Source organism: Aquamicrobium ahrensii, assembly GCF_040545755.1.
Taxonomy (GTDB): Bacteria; Pseudomonadota; Alphaproteobacteria; order Rhizobiales; family Rhizobiaceae; genus Mesorhizobium; species Mesorhizobium ahrensii.
Genome location: NZ_JBEPMN010000001.1, coordinates 110,038 through 126,682 on the forward strand (window position 1 = coordinate 110,038; position 16,645 = coordinate 126,682).

The 16,645-nt window shown below is 61.3% G+C and carries 18 protein-coding genes; 14 read left to right on the plus strand and 4 right to left on the minus strand.

What is annotated here, in order from left to right; all coding sequences use genetic code 11:
* Positions 1–35: 35 nt before the first annotated feature.
* Positions 36–1,925, plus strand: coding sequence for an MFS transporter (locus ABID44_RS00575; protein WP_354149742.1), 1,890 nt, complete (start codon positions 36–38; stop codon positions 1,923–1,925).
* A 93-nt stretch (positions 1,926–2,018) separates the two neighbouring features.
* Here ABID44_RS00575 and ABID44_RS00580 read toward each other — a convergent pair whose 3' ends face one another.
* The 3 genes from ABID44_RS00580 to ABID44_RS00590 all read right to left on the minus strand — a co-directional run bounded on the left by ABID44_RS00580 (position 2,019) and on the right by ABID44_RS00590 (position 3,206).
* Positions 2,019–2,222, minus strand: a complete 204-nt coding sequence (locus ABID44_RS00580) for a YMGG-like glycine zipper-containing protein (RefSeq protein WP_354149743.1) — start codon at positions 2,220–2,222, stop codon at positions 2,019–2,021.
* A 101-nt stretch (positions 2,223–2,323) separates the two neighbouring features.
* The gene (locus ABID44_RS00585) at positions 2,324–2,953 is read right to left on the minus strand and encodes a MarC family protein (protein ID WP_354149744.1); all 630 of its coding nucleotides are present in this window, start codon (positions 2,951–2,953) and stop codon (positions 2,324–2,326) included.
* Between the two features lie 16 nt (positions 2,954–2,969).
* Positions 2,970–3,206, minus strand: coding sequence for a hypothetical protein (locus ABID44_RS00590; protein WP_354149745.1), 237 nt, complete (start codon positions 3,204–3,206; stop codon positions 2,970–2,972).
* Between ABID44_RS00590 and gyrA the strand changes: the two genes are divergently transcribed.
* Positions 3,195–6,002 (plus strand): DNA gyrase subunit A, encoded by a 2,808-nt coding sequence (gene gyrA, locus ABID44_RS00595; protein ID WP_354149746.1) that lies wholly within the window; start codon positions 3,195–3,197, stop codon positions 6,000–6,002. The genes ABID44_RS00590 and gyrA overlap by 12 nt on opposite strands.
* A 24-nt stretch (positions 6,003–6,026) precedes the next feature.
* Here the strand turns inward: gyrA and ABID44_RS00600 are convergent, their stop codons facing one another.
* Positions 6,027–6,173: a hypothetical protein gene (locus ABID44_RS00600; protein ID WP_354149747.1), complete on the minus strand. Its 147-nt coding sequence runs from the start codon at positions 6,171–6,173 to the stop codon at positions 6,027–6,029.
* Positions 6,174–6,348: 175 nt separating this feature from the next.
* On the opposite strand from ABID44_RS00600, the gene coaD reads away from it, so the two are divergent.
* The 12 genes from coaD (at position 6,349) to ABID44_RS00660 (ending at position 16,645) form a co-directional block, all read left to right on the plus strand.
* Positions 6,349–6,849 carry a pantetheine-phosphate adenylyltransferase gene (gene coaD, locus ABID44_RS00605; protein WP_354149748.1) on the plus strand — a complete coding sequence of 167 codons (501 nt, stop codon included), beginning with the start codon at positions 6,349–6,351 and terminating at the stop codon, positions 6,847–6,849.
* Positions 6,850–6,865: 16 nt separating this feature from the next.
* Positions 6,866–7,447 carry a peptidylprolyl isomerase gene (locus tag ABID44_RS00610; RefSeq protein WP_378226687.1) on the plus strand — a complete coding sequence of 194 codons (582 nt, stop codon included), beginning with the start codon at positions 6,866–6,868 and terminating at the stop codon, positions 7,445–7,447.
* 23 nt (positions 7,448–7,470) lie between these two features.
* Positions 7,471–7,986: a peptidylprolyl isomerase gene (locus ABID44_RS00615; protein ID WP_354149749.1), complete on the plus strand. Its 516-nt coding sequence runs from the start codon at positions 7,471–7,473 to the stop codon at positions 7,984–7,986.
* Between the two features lie 18 nt (positions 7,987–8,004).
* Positions 8,005–8,454 (plus strand): DMT family transporter, encoded by a 450-nt coding sequence (locus ABID44_RS00620; RefSeq protein ID WP_354149750.1) that lies wholly within the window; start codon positions 8,005–8,007, stop codon positions 8,452–8,454.
* Positions 8,454–9,530, plus strand: a complete 1,077-nt coding sequence (gene queA / locus ABID44_RS00625) for a tRNA preQ1(34) S-adenosylmethionine ribosyltransferase-isomerase QueA (protein WP_354149751.1) — start codon at positions 8,454–8,456, stop codon at positions 9,528–9,530. Before ABID44_RS00620 ends, queA begins: the two co-directional genes overlap by 1 nt.
* A complete protein-coding gene (tgt, locus tag ABID44_RS00630; protein WP_354149752.1) occupies positions 9,527–10,657 on the plus strand; it encodes a tRNA guanosine(34) transglycosylase Tgt in 1,131 nt (376 codons plus the stop codon). The genes queA and tgt overlap by 4 nt, the downstream gene beginning before the upstream one ends.
* 83 nt (positions 10,658–10,740) lie before the next feature.
* Positions 10,741–10,977, plus strand: coding sequence for an Lrp/AsnC ligand binding domain-containing protein (locus tag ABID44_RS00635; RefSeq protein ID WP_354149753.1), 237 nt, complete (start codon positions 10,741–10,743; stop codon positions 10,975–10,977).
* Between the two features lie 204 nt (positions 10,978–11,181).
* On the plus strand, positions 11,182–11,964 hold the full coding sequence (locus ABID44_RS00640) for a DeoR/GlpR family DNA-binding transcription regulator (RefSeq protein WP_354150174.1): 783 nt from the start codon (positions 11,182–11,184) through the stop codon (positions 11,962–11,964).
* 93 nt (positions 11,965–12,057) lie between these two features.
* A complete protein-coding gene (glpD, locus tag ABID44_RS00645) occupies positions 12,058–13,578 on the plus strand; it encodes a glycerol-3-phosphate dehydrogenase (protein ID WP_354149754.1) in 1,521 nt (506 codons plus the stop codon).
* A gap of 13 nt (positions 13,579–13,591) precedes the next feature.
* Positions 13,592–14,668, plus strand: a complete 1,077-nt coding sequence (locus tag ABID44_RS00650) for an ABC transporter ATP-binding protein (RefSeq protein ID WP_354149755.1) — start codon at positions 13,592–13,594, stop codon at positions 14,666–14,668.
* A gap of 11 nt (positions 14,669–14,679) precedes the next feature.
* Entirely contained in the window at positions 14,680–15,777 is a 1,098-nt protein-coding gene (locus ABID44_RS00655; RefSeq protein WP_354149756.1) for an ABC transporter ATP-binding protein, read from the plus strand.
* A gap of 1 nt (position 15,778) precedes the next feature.
* The gene (locus tag ABID44_RS00660; RefSeq protein WP_354149757.1) at positions 15,779–16,645 is read left to right on the plus strand and encodes a carbohydrate ABC transporter permease; all 867 of its coding nucleotides are present in this window, start codon (positions 15,779–15,781) and stop codon (positions 16,643–16,645) included.

A 16,645-nucleotide genomic window follows, 5' to 3' on the forward strand; every position in this document is an offset into this window, starting at 1 on the left:
TTGTCCCGAAGGCCGCAAAATGGAGGAGATCCCCAATGGCGATGGCATCCACAGCCGGCGGTTCAAGCCGTGGCATGACGCGGGAGGAGAAGAAAGTCATCTTCGCCTCGTCGCTTGGCACCGTGTTCGAATGGTACGATTTCTATCTGTATGGTTCACTGGCCGCGTTCATAGGCTCGACGTTCTTCAGTTCGGCGATTCCGGAAGCGACGCGCAACATCTTCGCGCTTCTCGCCTTCGCAGCCGGCTTCCTGGTCAGGCCGTTCGGCGCGCTGGTGTTCGGCCGGCTAGGCGATCTGGTCGGCCGTAAATACACCTTCCTCGTCACCATGATCATCATGGGCCTGTCGACCTTCCTCGTCGGTATCTTGCCCGGTTATGCAAGCTGGGGCATCGCCGCGCCGATCATCCTGATCTTCCTGCGCATGCTGCAGGGACTGGCGCTCGGCGGCGAATATGGAGGGGCTGCGACCTACGTTGCGGAGCACGCACCCGATGACCGTCGCGGTTTCTATACATCGTGGATCCAGACCACGGCGACGCTCGGTCTTTTCCTGTCGCTGATCGTCATCCTGCTCGTGCAGGCGTCGCTCAGCCCGCAGGATTACGCTGCGTGGGGCTGGCGCATTCCGTTTATCGTATCGTTCCTGCTGCTCGCTGTATCGATCTGGATTCGTCTTTCTCTCTCGGAATCGCCAACCTTCAAGAAAATGAAGGCGGAGGGAAAGACCTCCAAGGCGCCGCTTTCCGAGGCTTTCGGCCAGTGGAAGAATGCTAAGATCGCGCTTCTGGCGCTACTCGGCCTCACTGCCGGCCAGGCCGTGGTTTGGTATAATGGCCAGTTCTATGCGCTGTTCTTCCTCACCAACGTGCTCAAGGTCGACGCCTGGTCGGTCAACATCATGATCGCCACCGCGCTTGCCGTGGGCTCGATCTTCTTCGTTGTGTTCGGATGGCTGTCGGACAAGATCGGCCGCAAGCCGATCATTATGGCCGGCTTTGTGCTTGCCATTCTCACCACGTTCCCGCTGTTCAAGGCGCTGACCTGGGCCGCCAATCCCACGCTTGCCGCGGCGCAGCAGAACGTTCGCGCAACGGTGACCGCAGCTCCCGGAGACTGCAAGTTCCAGTTCAACCCGGTCGGCACCGCGAAGTTCACCACGTCCTGCGATATCGCCACATCGTTTCTGACTCGCAACTCCGTGCCATATGACGTCGTGATGAACGCCGCGCCGGGCGCCCCGGCCACAGTCACCATCGGCGACGAGACGGTCCAATCCTACGACGCCATCGCAGCCGGTGACGACGCCAAGGCTCAGGAAACCGCTTTCGCCAAGGGCGTCAACATCGCCCTCGTGGATGGCGGCTATCCGATGCGGCGCGCCACAAGCGTGATCCCCGACCAGAAGCTTGACGCCTTCGTTGCGGCCAATCCGGAACTGAATCTCGACGCCGCGGCCATCCGCGCGGGACAGACGAAGACGATTCCGGTCGACCAGGCCATAGCCGACAAGGTGGTCACTGCGGAAGAGGTGGCTGGCGCCACCGAGGTGACGGCCTACAGCATACCGAACTCCGGTGCGTTCGCCATGTATGCCGATCCGGACAAGGTGAACTGGCCGCTGACCATCGGCATCCTGTTCATCCTCGTCATCTACGTGACGATGGTGTACGGGCCGATTGCAGCGATCCTGGTCGAAATGTTCCCGACCCGCATCCGCTACACCGGCATGTCGCTGCCCTACCATATCGGCAACGGCTGGTTCGGTGGGCTGCTCCCGGCCACTGTGTTCGCCCTCAGCGCCTATAAGGGCGATATCTACTTCGGTCTTTGGTATCCGGTGGCGATTGCAGCGATGTCGCTGATCGTCGGTCTGTTGTTCGTCAAGGATACCCTGGGAACGAATCTCGCAGCCAAGGACTGATGGTTTCGTAAAAGTCGACGCCGTCCCGTTTCACCGGCGGGGCGGCATTTTTCACCTCGATCGCCCGTCCTGGTTTTCGGACCTGATTGGCCCTTACTGATTGGCGCCGATCACGGCTCCGAGCGCCGCGCCGCCAAGGCCGCCGACCACCGCCCCGCCGGTTCCACCGACTGCGGCGCCGGCAAGCGCGCCGGAGCCGGCTCCGATAGCTGCGCCGCTGGCCGTTCTCATCGCCTGCGAGGAACCGCAGGCGGATAGCGACAGAGCGGCCAGAGAGATGATCAAAATCCTGCTCATATCGTTTCTCCTGATGTTCTGATTTCAGGAGAAACTCCCTAATGAGGGTTAAGAATTCGCTTCGATCTTGCCGATAAACTCATGTCTGCTGGAACCTGGTATCAGCCGGCGATGAGCGCCTTCACGCCATCCGCGACAAACTGCACGGCCAGCGCCGCGAGGATCACGCCCAGCAGACGGGTGAGAATGGAGCGGCCGGTTTCACCCAGAATGCGGTCGATGCGTTCGGCAAGCAGAAACACCAGATAGGTGGCGGCCAGGCATATGAAGATGATGCCGACCAGCGCCGCCTGAGCGACGAATCCCTGAAAGGAACCGGACAAAAGCACGGTGGCGGAAATGGCGCCGGGGCCGGCGATCAGGGGAATGGCCAGAGGGAACGCTGCGATATTGTGAATATGATCGCGGGTGATGGCGACATCGGAGATTTTCTCCTTGCGGTCGTTCCGCTTCTCGAAAACCATCTCGAAGGCGATGAAAAACAGGAGAAAGCCGCCCGCGACGCGGAAGGCAGCCAACGTGATGCCGAACACGGACAGGATCGCTGCGCCCGCCACCGCGAAAAGAGCCAGCAAGGCAAAGCCGATCACACTGGCGCGGATCGAGACCTGCTTGCGCTCGGCGCGGTTCATGTTGCGCGTCACGGCCAGAAATATCGGCGCCAGCCCGGGCGGATCGATCGTTACGAGAAGAGTGACGAACGCATTGAAAAGGCTGTCGAAATTCGGCATGTGAATATGTCCCCTGTCATTTCAGGCTACCGCAACGCCGCCGCTGGCGCCAGTTGCCGGGCAGCGTATTCGGGCTGATGGCCGTCAGCTCGGCGGCGGCGGCTGCGACGATTTCAGCAAAAATCGCATATCCACTTGAAATAATGTAGAAAATCAGTTCTGGAAAAGATCGTTCACTGTTGGAGAATCCAAGCCCGTTCCTATATAAGACAGGAATGATTCCCAGAATGTGTGACCTGATTTGACCGACCAAGATACACCGCGCGGTGCCGACGGCGATCCGAACGGCATCGAACCGATTTCCATCATCGAGGAAATGCAGCGTTCCTACCTCGATTACGCCATGAGCGTGATCGTCAGCCGCGCTCTTCCCGACGTTCGCGACGGCCTCAAGCCTGTCCATCGGCGCATTCTCTACGCCTCGCATGAGAGCGGATATCACTGGAACCGCAAATATGTGAAGTCGGCGCGCCCTGTGGCCGACGTGATGGGTAAGTACCATCCGCATGGCGACGCCTCGATTTATGACGCTCTTGTGCGCATGGCGCAGAACTGGTCGATGCGCGTGCCGCTCATCGACGGGCAGGGCAATTTCGGCTCCATCGACGGCGATCCGCCGGCGGCGATGCGCTACACCGAGGCGCGGCTTTCCAGGGTGGCCCACGAGCTTCTGGGGGATATTGACAAGGATACCGTCGATTTCCAGGAGACTTACGACGCCTCGGGGCAGGAACCGCGCGTCATTCCGGCGCGTTACCCGAATCTGCTGGTCAACGGCTCCGGCGGCATCGCGGTCGGCATGGCGACGAACATTCCGCCGCATAATCTGACAGAGGTTTGTAACGGCGCGATCGCGCTTATCGACAATCCCGCCATCGAGCTGACCGATCTGATGGAGATCATCCCCGGTCCGGATTTCCCGACCGGCGGCATCGTTCTCGGCCGCTCCGGCATTTACAACGCTTATTCGACAGGGCGCGGCTCCATCGTCATGCGCGGCAAGGTCGATATCGAGCCGATGCGCGGCGATCGCGAGGCCATCGTCATCACCGAGGTTCCTTTCCAGGTGAACAAGGCCTCGATGATCGAGAAGATGGCCGAGCTTGTGCGCGACAAGCGCATCGAGGGTATCTCCGATATTCGCGACGAAAGCGACAGGCAGGGCTATCGCGTCGTGGTCGAGCTGAAGCGCGACGCCAATGCCGAGGTCATCCTCAATCAGCTCTATCGCTATACGCCGTTGCAGACCTCGTTCGGAGCCAATGTGGTCGCCTTGAACGGCGGCAAGCCGGAGGTGCTTACCCTCCTGGACATGCTGAAGGCTTTCGTGAGCTTCCGCGAGGAAGTCATCAGCCGGCGCACCAAATACCTGCTGCGCAAGGCGCGCGAGCGGGCGCACGTTCTGGTCGGTTTGGCGATCGCCGTCGCCAATATCGACGAGGTCATCAAGCTCATCCGTCATGCGCCCGACCCTCAGACGGCGCGCGAGCAGTTGATGGAGCGCCGCTGGCCGGCCACGGATGTGGAATCGCTGATCCATCTGATCGACGATCCACGCCATCGCATCAATGATGACGGCACCTACAACCTGTCCGAGGAGCAGGCGCGCGCCATTCTTGAGCTGCGTCTGCAGCGCCTGACCGCGCTTGGCCGGGATGAAATCGGCGACGAACTGAACACTATCGGCGAGGAAATCCGCGACTACCTGGATATTCTGTCGTCTCGTGCGCGCATCCAGCAGATCGTCAAGGACGAACTGGTTGCGGTTCGCGACGAGTTCGGCACGCCGCGCCGCACCGAGCTTGCCGATGGCGGCGCGGATATGGATGACGAGGACCTCATCCAGCGTGAGGACATGGTCGTCACCGTCAGCCATACCGGCTACATCAAGCGCGTGCCGCTGTCGCTCTATCGGGCGCAGCGTCGCGGCGGCAAGGGCCGCTCGGGCATGTCGACCAAGAACGAGGATTTCGTCACCCGGCTGTTCGTGGCCAACACCCATACGCCGGTGCTGTTCTTTTCTTCGCGCGGCATCGTCTACAAGGAAAAGGTCTGGCGCCTGCCTGTGGGCAGCCCGCAGTCGCGCGGCAAGGCGCTCATCAACATGCTGCCCCTGCAACAGGGCGAACGCATCACCACCATCATGCCGCTGCCGGAGGACGAGACGAGCTGGAGCGAGCTGGACGTCATGTTCGCAACCACGCGCGGAACGGTTCGCCGCAACAAGCTGTCCGATTTTGTGGACGTCAAGCGCAATGGCAAGATCGCCATGAAGCTGGACGAGGGTGACGAGATTCTCGGCGTCGAGACCTGCACCGAGAACGACGATGTGCTGCTGACTGTCGCGTCGGGCCAGTGCATCCGCTTCTCGGTTTCGGACGTACGCGTCTTCGCCGGCCGCAATTCCGTCGGCGTGCGCGGCATCTCCATGGCGGAAGGCGACCGCGCCATCTCCATGACCATACTTGAGAATGTCGATGCCGATGCGGCGGAGCGAGCCGCCTATCTGAAGCGCTCGACAGCCGAGCGCCGCATGTTGTCCGGCAATGGCGACGAAGAGGAAATCGCGCTCACCAACGAGGATGTTGGCGAGGATGCCCAGCTTTCCGAGGAGCGCTACGAGTTCCTGAAGACGCACGAACAGTTCGTGCTGACCGTCACCGAACTCGGCTATGGCAAACGTTCGTCGTCCTACGACTTTCGCCTGACCAATCGCGGCGGCAAGGGCATTCGCGCCACCGATGTCTCCAAGGTGGAGGAAATCGGCCCGCTGGTGGCGGCGTTCCCGGTTGGCAATGAAGACCAGATCATGCTGGTTTCGGATGGCGGCACCGTCATTCGCGTGCCGGTGCACGGAATTCGTTTCGCCAGCCGTGCGACCAAGGGCGTCACCATCTTCAACACAGCCGCAGGCGAGAAGGTGGTGTCGGTGGAGCGCATCTCCGAGCCGGGTTCCGACGAGGACAATGGCGATGAGGAGGTCGACGGTGTCGAGGAGATCGTCGAAAGCCCGGTTTCGGGCGCGGAAGGCGAGCCGCAAGCGGAGTAATCCGCTGCGGCTCAACGGGATCCGCTACATCTGGTAAGGGTTGCGGGAGCGCAGGGGGAAGCCGCGTCTGCGGCGAGGGGCACGGCTGCGCTCGGCTTCCTGATGCAGTCCGAAAACCGTGGCGATCAGCATTGCGATGGTCATGGCGGCGGCGAGCATATAGATGATCATGAGCGTATCTCCTGCGATTGTAACGCGCGGGCGCGGCTTTGGTTTCATCTTGTTGCCGGGCAAGGTCGGCGATTCGGCTTGAACGGCTTCTGACACTTGCGTTCATCTGCCGGAAACCTCTTTGGCGAAGCCAATGCGTTGCGTTTGGCCTCGGCTGTCTCTAGAAGCGAAGGCCATGACTGAACGCATCGCCATCTATGCTGGGTCTTTCGATCCGCTTACCAACGGCCATCTGGACGTGCTGAAGGCGTCACTCGCCATCGCCGACCGGATCTATGCAGCCATTGGCATTCATCCTGGAAAAAAGCCGCTGTTTTCGTTCGAGGAACGTGTCGCCCTGATCGAGACTGTGGCCGCCCATGAATTCGGGGGCGACGCGAAGCGTATCGCTGTCGTGTCCTTCGATGGTCTGGTGGTGGATGCGGCGCACAAGCTTGGCGCTTCCATCATGATTCGCGGCCTCCGCGACGGCACCGATCTGGATTACGAGATGCAGATGGCGGGCATGAACGAGGTCATGGCCCCTGCCTTGCAGACCATCTTTCTGCCGGCGAGCCCCTCGGTGCGTACCATTACCGCCACACTCGTGCGCCAGATCGCTTCCATGGGCGGCAATGTCGAGCCGTTCGTGCCGGCTGCGGTCGTTCCGTCGCTCAACGCCAAATTCGCGAAATAGCTGGAGATACCTCATCATGCTCAAGAAGCTCGCGGCGTTTGCCATCGTGGCCGGCGGCCTTGCCGCAGCCGCGCTCCCGGCCTTTGCCGCCGAACCGGAAAATACGCTGGTCCTGACGCTCAAGGACGGCGATGTCACCATCGGGCTGCGCCCCGATCTCGCCCCGAAACATGTCGAGCAGATCAGGAAGCTGGTCCGTGACGGCGCTTATGACAATGTCGCCTTCCATCGCGTCATCGATGGGTTCATGGCCCAGACCGGCGATGTTCAGTATGGCGACATGGAAGATGGCTACAATGCGCGCGCCGTCGGCACCGGTGGTTCCGACCTTGCGGATCTGCCGGCCGAGTTCTCCGGCGAGAAATTCGAGCGTGGCGTGGTCGGCATGGCCCGCGCGCAGGATCCGAATTCCGCCAATTCGCAGTTCTTCATCATGTTCGCGCCCGCGCCGTCTCTGAATGGCGCTTACACCGTCATCGGCAAGGTCGAGAGCGGCATGGAGAAGGTGGACAACATCACCAAGGGCGCGGCCGCGCAGAATGGCTCGGTGGCCGACCCGGACCGCATCGTCAAGGCGCGCATCGCGTCCGACAACTGATTATTCCAGAAAGGATTTTCGATATGGCTGAGATCAAGGACCGCGAGAACGCGCTCATCATGGAAACCACGCAAGGACAGGTCGTGATCGAACTGTTTCCCGACCTGGCTCCCGGTCACGTCAACCGCATCAAGGAACTGGCGCGTGAAGGCGCTTATGATGGCGTCGTCTTCCACCGCGTTATCGACGGCTTCATGGCCCAGACCGGCGATGTGAAGTTCGGCAAGACCGATTCGAAGGACTTCAACCCGGGTCGCGCCGGCATGGGCGGTTCCGACAGGCCGGACCTCAAAGCCGAGTTCTCGAATGTCAACCATGGCCGCGGCACCTGCTCCATGGCCCGCGCCCAGAACCCGAATTCCGCCAATTCGCAGTTCTTCATCTGCTTCGAGGACGCTTCGTTCCTCAACCGCCAGTACACGGTTTGGGGGCAGGTCATCGAGGGCATGGACAATGTCGACAAGATCAAGCGCGGCGAGCCGGTGCAGAATCCCGACAAGATCGTGTCGCTGAAAGTGGCGGCCGACCTCGCCGCCTGAAGCTGAAGGACACAGGAGATGGTGGGGGTTTTCTGGGCGTTGCTCGGGGTTGTTGCTGGCGCTTTCGTCGCCATTCAGGCGCCGGTCAACGCTGATCTGGCGCGCAGCCTCGGCTCCCCGCTGGCGGCCGCCGCCATCTCCTTCCTTGCCGGCGCCATTGTGCTGGGCGTGGCGACATTCATCGTCAGCCGCGCCCACGCCGATTCCATCGGCTGGCGCGAGCCGGAACCGTGGCTCTTCGTGGCCGGCGGCCTGCTTGGCGCTGTTTATGTCACCACCAGTATCCTCCTCATTCCGCGTATTGGCGCTGCGGCGCTGATCGCCTTTTTGATCACCGGGCAGCTCATTGCAGGCATGGTCATCGACCGCATCGGATTTCTCGGTGTGGCGATGCGCGAGATTTCACTCGGCCGTCTCGGCGGTGCCTGCCTGCTTATCGTCGGCGCAGTGATGGTGCGCTATCTCTGATGCGCGTCGATCTGTTCGATTTTGATCTGCCCGAAGAGCGTATCGCCTTGCGCCCGGCCGAGCCGCGCGACACCGCGCGCCTGCTGAAGGTTGCGCCAGGCGCGCCGCTTGAAGATTTGGCGGTGCGCGATCTGCCGTCCCTGCTTCGGGCAGGCGATGTGCTTGTCTTCAACGACACCAAGGTCATCCCCGCGCAACTCAAGGGCATGCGCCGGCGCGGGGAAGCCGTCGCGCAGGTGGAGGCGACCTTGCATATGCGCGTCGCGCCTGACCGCTGGCTGGCTTTTATGCGGCCAGGCAAGCGCATCGCCGAAGGCGACCGCGTCCATTTCGGCCATGACGGCAATTCCTGCTTCCTCGGGCAGCTCGACGCCACCGTTCTGGAAAAGCGCGATGGCGGCGAGGTGTTGCTGGGCTTCGATGTTTCCGGGCCGTTCCTCGACGAGGCGCTTCACAGCGTCGGCCATATTCCGCTGCCGCCCTATATCGCGTCGAAGCGCGATGAAGACGAGCGCGACCGCCGTGACTACCAGACCATATACGCGCGCGAAGAAGGCGCGGTCGCCGCGCCGACGGCCGGCCTTCATTTCACCCCCGACCTGTTCGCCGCACTCGATGCAATGGGGGTCGAACGCCGGTTCGTCACCCTGCATGTCGGCGCCGGCACTTTCCTGCCGGTGAAGGCCGCTGACACCGACGAACACAGGATGCATGCCGAGAGCGGCGCCGTGTCGGCCGACACGGCTGCCGCGCTGAACGCGGCGCGCGCGCGGGGAGGGCGTATCGTTGCAGTCGGCACCACTTCTCTGCGCCTGCTTGAGAGCGCGGCGGCGCAAGACGGCTCGCTGAAGGAGTGGTCCGGGGCTACGGATATCTTCATAACTCCCGGCTACCGCTTCAGGACAGCCGATATGCTGATGACGAATTTCCACCTGCCGCGCTCCACGCTTTTCATGCTGGTCTCGGCGTTTTCGGGGCTGGATACGATGCAGGCGGCCTATGCGCACGCGGTTTCGGCCGGCTATCGCTTCTATTCCTATGGCGACGCCAGCCTCCTTTTCAGGCAGCAGACATGAGCACGAATTTTTCCTTCCGGCTGATCGCGACCGATGGAGGCGCGCGGCGCGGCGAGGTCGCGATGCCGCGCGGCGTCGTGCGCACACCGGCCTTCATGCCTGTGGGAACCGGCGGCACCGTCAAGGCCATGTATATGGATCAGGTGCGCGGAACCGGGGCCGACATCATTCTGGGCAATACCTATCACCTGATGTTGCGTCCGGGTGCGGAGCGCGTCGCGCGGCTGGGCGGTCTCCATGAGCTGGCGCGCTGGCCATGGCCGATCCTCACCGATTCCGGTGGTTTTCAGGTCATGTCGCTGTCGAAGCTGAGAAAACTGACCGAGCATGGGGTCACGTTCCGCTCCCATATCGACGGTGCGCCCTATGAAATGACGCCGGAGCGTTCGATCGAGATTCAAGGCCTGCTCGATTCCGACATCCAGATGCAGCTCGACGAATGCACGGCGCTGCCGGCTAAACATTCGGAAATCGAGCGCGCAATGGAACTGTCGCTGCGCTGGGCGGAGCGCTGCAAGGCGGCATTTGGAGAGCAGCCGGGCAAGGCGATGTTCGGCATCGTGCAGGGTGGCGACGATGCCGGATTGCGCGTCCGCTCGGCGCAGGCGCTGAAAGCGATGGATTTGAAAGGCTATGCGGTCGGCGGATTGGCCGTAGGCGAGCCGCAGGCGGTGATGCTTGAAATGCTGCAAGTCACCTGTCCGGAACTGCCGGGCGACAAGCCGCGCTATCTGATGGGCGTCGGCACACCCGACGACATATTGAAGTCGGTGGGGCGGGGCGTCGACATGTTCGATTGCGTGATGCCGACGCGGGCTGGGCGGCACGGCCTTGCCTATACAAGGCGCGGCAAGGTCAATCTGCGTAATGCCCGCCATGCCGACGATCATCGCCCGCTGGATGAGGAAAGCGATTGCCCCGCCGCGCGCGATTATTCCAGAGCCTATCTGCACCATCTGGTGCGCTCGCAGGAGGCGCTTGGCGCCATGCTGCTGACCTGGAACAATCTCGCCTATTATCAACGCCTGATGCAGGATATTCGCGACGCCATCGAGACCGGGCGGTTTGTCGATCGAGCGGCCGAGATTACGGAAGGCTGGGCGAGGGGCGATATCCCGGCATTGTAGCGGGACCAGATGGCCGGCTTGCAACCCGCCAGCCAAGCTGCGACAACAAAATCATCAGGAACGGAATGCGGACTGGACAGGCGATGAAGACGTTTTTCGTGCAGATCAAGTGCGAGCTGGGCAAGGCTTATGAGGTCGCCAGCGAGCTTGCCGATGCCGAGATCGCGTCTGAAATCTATTCCACCGCGGGCCAATACGATCTGATGGCCAAGTTCTATGTCGATGACGAAGAGGATATCGGTCACTTCGTCAATCAGCGCGTGCAGGTTATTCCCGGTATCAAGGATACGTTCACAACGGTGACCTTCCGCGCTTTCTGAGCCTGAAGAAGCACGCCGGCCAGAAGGTGACGGCTCTTGTCGTCCCCTTTTGGAGGAGCGAACACTTGCTCTGAAGGCCGCTTTCCAGCAATTGCCGGGCTTCCGTAGCAGGCTCCCCGACGTAAGCTTTTTCGCTGTTCACGGTTTTCGTTTTCGTTTAAAAAGCGAAAAAAACGAAACCGGAGCTGAAACAGCATGCTGGACATGTATCTGTCGCCACGCCACGCCGAAATCCTGCAAATGGCGAAGGACAAGGGCAGGGTGCTGGTTGACGATCTCGCCGCCCATTTCGCGGTCACGCCGCAGACCATCCGCAAGGATCTCAACGATCTGTGTGAGCAGCGTCTGCTTAGTCGTATCCATGGCGGCGCCCTGTTCCCTTCCGGCATCGAGAACATGGAATATGAGGCGCGCCGCAAGATCGCGGCGGAGGAAAAGGACGCTATCGGCAAGGCAGCCGCCGATCTCATTCCCGACAACGCGTCTCTGTTCATCAATATCGGCACCAGCACGGAAGCTGTCAGCAAGGCGCTGCTTGATCACTCCGGTCTTATGGTCATTACAAATAACATCAACGTTGCCAACAGGATGCGTGTCTATCCTTCCATAGAGGTGGTGATCGCAGGTGGCGTGGTGCGCGGCTCTGACGGCGGCGTCGTCGGCGAGGCGGCGGTGGATTTCATACGGCAGTTCAAGGTCGACTATGCGGTGATCGGCGCTTCCGCCATCGACCATGACGGGGCGCTTCTCGATTTCGACTTTCGGGAAGTGAAGGTGGCGCAGGCGATTATCGCCAATGCCCGCCATGTGATTCTGGTATCGGATCGCACCAAGTTTGAACGCACCGCGCCGGTGCGGATCGGGCATCTCTCGCAGGTCAACACTTTCATCACCGACCGTTGCGATATCGATTCAGTGCGCCGGATTTGCGCGGAATCCGATGTCAGCCTGATCGAGACGTCGAAGCCTCGTGAACGAGCGTCGTAATTTCGTTTGACATTCGTATTTAGTTCGAAATAATTCTCTTACGGTCGCGGCGAGGGGTAAACTGCTGCGCTGCGAAACCGTGGGAGGCATCTGGTGCACGACACCCCGATTTATGACATTTTTGTCGTCGGCGGCGGTATAAACGGCTGCGGCGTCGCCCGTGACGCAGTCGGGCGCGGTTATTCCGTCTTTCTGGCCGAGATGGACGATCTGGCCAGTGGCACGTCCTCCGGGTCCACCAAGCTGATCCATGGCGGTCTTCGCTATCTCGAATATTACGAGTTTCGTCTGGTGCGCGAAGCGCTGATGGAGCGCGAGGTGCTCTGGCGGAACGCGCCCCATATCATCTGGCCGATGCGCTTCGTGCTGCCCTGGGTCAAAGGTCTGCGCCCCGCCTGGATGCTGCGGCTCGGCCTTTTCATTTACGACTATATTGGCGGACGCAAGCTGCTGCCGCCGACGCGCACGCTGGACATGCGCACCGACCCGGCCGGAAAACCGCTCAAGCCGATTTTCTCCAGGGCTTTCGAGTATTCCGACGGCTGGGTCAACGATGCCCGTCTGGTGGTCCTCAACGCGCGCGACGCCGCCGATCGCGGCGCCAATATCCGTACCCGCACGCTGGTCGAGGACGCACGGTTCGAGAATGGCGTGTGGACCGTCCTGATCCACGATCGTGTGGAGGAAAGCCATTACGAGGTCAGGGCGCGGCTGATCGTCAATGCAGCAGGCCCATGGGTCGATCGTTTTCTGTCGCAGGCGCTTGGCCGCAATGATGTTCACAACGTGCGGCTGGTGCAGGGCAGCCACATCGTCGTCCCGAAAAAGTTTGACGATCCACGCGCCTATTTTTTCCAGAATGCGGATGGCCGCATCATCTTCGCCATTCCTTATGAGGAAGATTTCACCCTGATCGGCACGACCGATCAGGACTACACAGGCGATCCGCATGACGTGAAGATCAGCGATGCGGAGATGGATTACCTCTGCGCTGCCGCCAGCGAGTATTTCACCGAGCCGGTGACGCGTTCCGATATCGTCTGGACCTATTCCGCGGTGCGACCGCTCTATGATGATGGCGCGTCGAAAGCGCAAGAAGCCACGCGCGATTATGTATTGCGCGTCGAGCTCGACGAGGGGCCGCTGGTCAACGCCTTCGGCGGCAAGATCACCACCTATCGCCGTCTGGCGGAATCCATGCTCGACAAGATCGGCGACTTTCTTGGCAAAAAGGGAAAGTCGTGGACGGCCAGGGCGCCGCTTCCGGGCGGTGACTTTCCGGCTACCGCTTATGAAGCTGAAGTGGAGAGGCTCAAAAAGGCTTATTCTTTCCTTGAGCTTCGTCACGCGCGCCGCCTGGTGCGTCTCTACGGCACGCGGGCTGGCGCGCTGCTCGGCCTTGCAGGATCGGTCGCCGATCTCGGCCGCCATTTTGGCGCTGATCTGTACGAGGTGGAGGTTCGCTATCTGATCGCCAATGAGTGGGCGATGACGGCGGAGGATATATTGTGGCGCAGGACCAAGCGCGGCCTCCGGCTTACATCCGCCGAGGCCGCCGGATTGGATGAATTCATGAAGGGTCTTGGTCGGCGGCATTCGGCCGCGGCGGAGTAGGGGGGAGGGTCCAGTGCTGGAATTACGCAATATTTCCAAAGTGGTAGGCGGCGAAACTCACATCGCTGACGTGTCGCTTTCACTTGCGCACGGATCTCTCAACGTGCTGCTGGGGCCAACGCTTTCCGGCAAGACCAGCCTGATGCGGCTGATGGCGGGTCTGGATGCGCCGAGCGCCGGCTCCATCTGGTTCGACGGCAAGGATGTGACCGGCGTTCCGGTGCAGAAGCGCAATGTCGCCATGGTCTACCAGCAGTTCATCAACTATCCGGCAATGACCGTTTACGAGAACATCGCCTCGCCATTGCGCGTGGCGGGCGAGGACAAGGCCTTCATTGACAGTGAGGTCCGCCGGGTGGCCGAACTGCTCAAGCTGACGCCTTATCTTGACCGCACTCCGTTGAATCTTTCCGGTGGCCAGCAGCAGCGCACGGCGCTTGCGCGCGCGATTGTCAAGAACGCCGGCCTTGTTTTGCTCGACGAGCCGCTGGCCAACCTGGACTACAAACTGCGCGAGGAACTGCGTCAGGAACTGCCGCGCATCTTCGCCGAAGCGGGGACGATCTTCGTCTACGCCACCACGGAGCCGCACGAGGCGCTGCTGCTGGGCGGCAACACGGCTACTCTCTCGCAAGGACGTGTGACGCAATTCGGACCGACGGTGGAGGTGTTCCGCAAGCCTGTCGATCTCCTGACCGCGCGAACCTTCGCCGACCCGCCGCTAAACACCATCGTGCTTGTCAAGAACGGCGCGAATTTTCTTCTGGACGGCGGCATCAGCCTGCCGGTTCCGGCCGATGTCGCCTCGATTGCGGATGGCGATTATACGATCGGCTTCCAGCCGCATCATCTGTCGCTGGAGCGGACGGACGCCGCCTCCGTTCCCGTGCGCGCCAAGGTTTCGGTCACCGAGATCACCGGTTCGGAAAGCTTTGTCCATCTCGATTTCGCGGATGCACGCTGGGTGATGCTGGCGCATGGTATCCATCAGTTCCAGCCGGATGAGGAAATCGAGGTGTTCATCGATCCCCGTCACATTCTGGTGTTCGACGCCGCAGGCCGTTCGGTCGCGGCGCGGCAGGCGGCATAGGAGCGCGCGGCATGGCACGCATCGATCTGGAGCATATCCGCCATTCATATCTGCCCAATGCGACACGCGAGGAGCATTTTGCGCTTCGCGAGGTGCACCACGCTTTCGAGGATGGCGGCGCTTACGCGCTGCTCGGCCCTTCCGGCTGCGGCAAGACCACGCTTCTCAACATCATTTCCGGATTGCTGAAACCCTCGCACGGCAAGCTTCTGTTCGACGGCAGGGACGTCACCGGCCTGTCGACGCAGGAGCGCAACATCGCGCAGGTGTTCCAGTTCCCGGTCATCTACGACACCATGACCGTATACGACAATCTGGCGTTTCCCCTGCGCAATCGTGGCGTGCGGGAGGCGGACGTCGATCACAAAGTGCGCGAGACGCTGGATATGATCGACCTTGCCGACTGGGCGAAGCGCAAGGCGCGGGGCCTGACGGCCGATCAGAAGCAGAAGATTTCGCTGGGTCGGGGCCTGGTGCGCGCCGACGTCAATGCGATCCTGTTTGACGAACCGCTCACCGTCATCGACCCGCATATGAAATGGGTGCTGCGTTCGCAGCTCAAGCAGCTTCACCGGCGCTATGGCCACACGATGATCTATGTGACCCATGACCAGACCGAGGCGCTGACCTTCGCGGAGCACGTGATGGTCATGTACGATGGCCAGATCGTGCAGATCGGCACGCCGGCCGAATTGTTCGAGCAGCCACGGCACACCTTCGTCGGCTATTTCATCGGTTCTCCCGGCATGAATTTCCTGCCCGCCGAGATCGAGGGCAGGGCAGCGAAGGTTGGCGGGCAGAGGATCGAACTGCCCGGCGCGCCGAACCTGAACGGCGGCAAGGTGGAGCTCGGCATCCGCCCTGAATATGTGCGCGTCGGCAGGGAAGGCATGCCGGTTTCCGTTACGCGGATCGATGATGTGGGCCGCCACAAGGTGCTGCGCGCCAGTCTCGAAGGGCAGGCGATCGCAGCCATCGTCGGCGAGGATGCCGAGATTCCGGCGGAGCCGCGCATCCGTCTGGAACCCGCCGGCATCAACATCTATGCCGATTCATGGCGTGTGGAAATGACGGACGGCGCGGCGAACCATAGCGGGAAGGGGGCCTGATATGGACAAGACCTGGAACAACAAGGCCTGGTTCCTTGTACTGCCGGTGCTGGTTCTTGTGGCTTTCTCGGCCGTCATCCCGTTGATGACGGTGGTGAACTATTCGGTTCAGGACACTTTCGGCAACAACCAGTTCTTCTGGGCCGGAACTGAGTGGTTCGAGGAACTGTTGCATTCTGACCGCTTCTGGGCGGCGATGGGCCGCAACCTCATTTTCTCCTTCATCATCCTCGCCATCGAGGTGCCGCTGGGCATCTTCATCGCGCTCAACATGCCGCGCAAGGGCTGGGGCGTTCCGGTCTGTCTGGTGCTGATGGCGTTGCCGTTGCTCATTCCCTGGAATGTGGTCGGCACCATCTGGCAGGTGTTCGGGCGTACTGATATCGGCCTGCTGGGCTATACGCTCAACGCGATCGGCATCGACTACAATTATGTGCGGGACCCGTTCGACGCCTGGATGACGGTCATCGTCATGGATGTCTGGCACTGGACCAGCCTCGTCGTGCTGCTCTGCTACGCCGGCCTGGTGTCCATACCCGACGCCTTCTACCAGGCGGCGAAGATCGACGGCGCATCGCGCTGGTCCGTGTTCCGCTACATCCAGCTTCCGAAGATGCAGCGCGTGCTGCTCATCGCCGTGCTGCTGCGCTTCATGGACTCCTTCATGATCTACACGGAGCCCTTCGTCGTTACCGGCGGCGGCCCGGGCAACTCCACGACCTTCCTCTCCATCGATCTCGTCAAGACGGCGCTCGGCCAGTTCGATCTGGGACCCGCGGCGGCCATGTCGCTGGTCTACTTCCTCATCATCCTCCTGCTGTCATGGGTGTTCTACACCGTGATGACCAACTATGACGCGGAGCGCTGA